This is a genomic window from Thermoanaerobaculia bacterium (assembly GCA_035717485.1).
Classification (GTDB): Bacteria; Acidobacteriota; Thermoanaerobaculia; order UBA5066; family DATFVB01; genus DATFVB01.
Map to the genome: position 1 here is coordinate 1 of DASTIQ010000055.1, position 2,890 is coordinate 2,890.

A 2,890-nucleotide genomic window follows, 5' to 3' on the forward strand; every position below is an offset into this window, starting at 1 on the left:
GTCGAGAATGTGATTCCGATGCTCGTTCTCGATCGCCCCGAAGTCGGAAACCGTTCCGTCGAGCGCCCGCGCGACGACGACCGAGATCTCGGTCTCGAAGCTCACGAAGCGCTCGAGGATCGATTCCACCCGGCCGAAGGAGTCCCAGGCCTCGAGCCCGTCCGACGCGCGATCGAGCTTTGCCTGACCTTTCCCGTCGTAGCCCGATCGCGCCGTCTTCAGGACCGCTGGGGCTCCGATCAGCGCGACCGCGGCCTCGAGCTCCGCGGCCGACGTCACCGGGGCGAACTCGACGACCGGGAATCCTTCGCGGGAAAGAAAGCTCTTCTCGCGGATCCGGTTCTGCACGACGTGAAGAACGTCCCCGCCGGGACGGACCGGCGCGGCCTCGGCCGCCGCTTTCGCCGTCTCGCCGGGCACGTTCTCGAACTCGAACGTCACGACGTCCACGTCGCGCGCGAAGGCGCGTACCGCGTCGAGATCCTCGTACGGCGCGCAGATCTCGCGGTCGGACACCTGTCCCGTCGGCGTGTCGTCGTCGGGAGAAAACGTGTGGACGCGGTAACCCATCCGGCGCGCGGCGATCGCGAACAATCGGCCGAGCTGGCCGCTTCCGAGCACCCCGACGGTCGACCCGGGAAGGATGGGGGTCATGCGCGGAGAAGTCGCGGGTCGCGAGTCGCGGGTCGCCTGTCACGTCCGGTTCCCGACTCGGAACTCGGAACTCGGGACTCGAGACTCGGGCCGAAGCTCATTCCAGCGTCTCTCCCATCACCCGCTGCGTCTGTTCCTCGCGGAATCGCCGGAGCTTCTCGCGGAGCTCCGGGCGCGTCGAACCGAGGATCGCGACGGCGAGGAGACCGGCGTTGGACGCTCCGGCCTTGCCGATCGCGAGGGTGGCGACGGGGACGCCCGCCGGCATCTGGACGATCGAGAGGAGCGAGTCGATTCCCTTGAGCGTGCGGCTCTCGACGGGAACGCCGAGGACGGGAAGGATCGTGTGGGCCGCGATCATGCCGGGAAGATGGGCGGCGCCGCCCGCTCCCGCGATCACGACCTCGAGGCCGCGCGACACCGCGTTCTCGGCGTACTCCGCCATCCATTTCGGAGTCCGGTGCGCGGAAACGACGCGCGATTCGTGCGGAACGCCGAAACGCCCCAGGACTTCCGCCGCCTCCCGCATCGTTTCCCAGTCGGATTTGCTCCCCATGACGATCCCCACGAGAGGCGCCTTCGGGTCGCGATTCATGCCCCATGATAATGGTTTTCCCCGCCCGGCCGCCGTGCGCGCGCGGCTCCCTTCCCGATGCGAATTCGCTGGGGTTGAGTAAAAATCATCAGGCGACGCTTCGGCGTTCATGAATAATCGGGCGGAAATCAGAGGAGGTCGGAGCATGGAATTCGGTCGCTTCGGGGGCGCTCCCGCGGGTTCGCGCATCGGTTTCGAGAACGGCGCCGTCGCCGTCCCCGACGACCCGGTGATCCCGTTCATCCGGGGCGACGGCACGGGCCCGGACATCTGGAAGGCGACGCAGGCCGTCCTCGACGCGGCGGTGAAGAAGGCGTTCGGGGCCCGCAAGCGGATCGCGTGGTTCGAGGTCTTCGCGGGGGAGACCGCCCACGAGCGATTCGGAGACTGGCTGCCGCAGGAGACGGTGGACGCGATCTCGTACTTCCGCGTCGCGATCAAGGGGCCGCTCACGACGCCGATCGGCGGCGGGTTCCGGTCGCTCAACGTCACGCTCCGCCAGCTCCTGGACCTCTACGCCTGCATCCGGCCGGTCCGCTGGTTCGAAAACGTCCCGTCGCCCGTCAAGCGGCCGCAGGACGTCGACATGATCATCTTTCGAGAGAACATCGAGGACGTCTACGCCGGCATCGAATGGAAGGCGGGCTCCCCGGAAGCCGACCGCCTGATCGGCGTGATCGGCGAGATCGGGAAGAAGATCCGTCCCGGTTCGGCGATCGGCGTCAAGCCCGTTTCCGAGATCGGCTGCAAGCGGCTCGTCCGGAAGGCGATCCGCTACGCGATCGATCACCGCAAGCCCTCCGTGACCCTCGTCCACAAGGGCAACATCATGAAGTACACGGAAGGCGCGTTCCGGGACTGGGGATACGAGGTCGCGCGGACGGAATTCGCCGATCACACGATCGCGGAGTCGGACCTCGGCGGCGCACCCGTCCCGGCGGGGAAGGTCGTCGTGCGGGACCGCATCGCGGACTCCATGTTCCAGCAGGCCCTGCTCCGGCCCGCGGAATACTCGGTGGTCGCGACGACGAACCTGAACGGCGACTACCTCTCGGACGCTCTCGCGGCGCAGGTCGGCGGACTCGGGATGGCTCCCGGCTCGAACGAAGGGATCGAGCACGCGGTCTTCGAGGCGACCCACGGCACGGCGCCCAAGTACGCGAACCTCGACAAGATCAACCCGAGCTCGCTGATCCTCTCGGGCGTCATGATGCTCGAGTACCTGGGTTGGCGCGACGCCGCCGCGGCCGTCGAACGGGCCGTCGGGAAGACGCTCGGCCAGAAGATCATGACCTACGACCTCGCGCGCCAGACCGAAGGGGCGAAGGAAGTCGGGACGTCGGGTTTCGCGCAGGCGCTGATCGGGAACCTGTAGAGAGCGCGCGGCGATGCCCGGGCGGATTCGGCGGGGCCCGCTCGGATCGACGCCTCGACGTCGCGAGAGGCCGTCACGTGCTGTCGGCCCCCGGGGCAGGCTCCCTCGGCGTTCAGTAAAACGTGGTTTCCACGTCCGTGACCCGGTGATCCCGCAGGTTGATGACGATCTTTCCGTCCGTGTACAGGTACGTCCAATGCCCGGAGACGATCTCGCCGCGGCTCTCGAGCTTCTCCGACGGCGCGCCGAGCGCGGCGGCAAGCTCC

The 2,890-nt window shown here is 67.9% G+C and carries 3 protein-coding genes; 1 reads left to right on the top strand and 2 read right to left on the bottom strand.

Annotated elements, in window-relative coordinates:
- Together VFS34_02830 and purE are read right to left on the bottom strand one after the other, a co-directional pair.
- The coding region (locus tag VFS34_02830; GenBank protein HET9793371.1) for an ATP-grasp domain-containing protein at positions 1–654 on the bottom strand (654 nt) is incomplete at its 3' end.
- 97 nt (positions 655–751) lie between these two features.
- The gene (gene purE / locus VFS34_02835) at positions 752–1,249 is read right to left on the bottom strand and encodes a 5-(carboxyamino)imidazole ribonucleotide mutase (GenBank protein ID HET9793372.1); all 498 of its coding nucleotides are present in this window, start codon (positions 1,247–1,249) and stop codon (positions 752–754) included.
- Positions 1,250–1,394: 145 nt separating this feature from the next.
- Here purE and icd point away from each other — a divergent pair, with 145 nt between their 5' ends.
- Positions 1,395–2,624, top strand: coding sequence for an isocitrate dehydrogenase (NADP(+)) (gene icd, locus VFS34_02840; protein ID HET9793373.1), 1,230 nt, complete (start codon positions 1,395–1,397; stop codon positions 2,622–2,624).
- The last annotated feature ends 266 nt before the right edge of the window (positions 2,625–2,890 follow it).

Bases quoted from the DNA above. Each gene is read 5' to 3' on its own strand.
- purE (HET9793372.1), bottom strand. From the start codon at position 1,249: ATGAATCGCGACCCGAAGGCGCCTCTCGTGGGGATCGTCATGGGGAGC.
- icd (HET9793373.1), top strand. From the start codon at position 1,395: ATGGAATTCGGTCGCTTCGGGGGCGCTCCCGCGGGTTCGCGCATCGGT.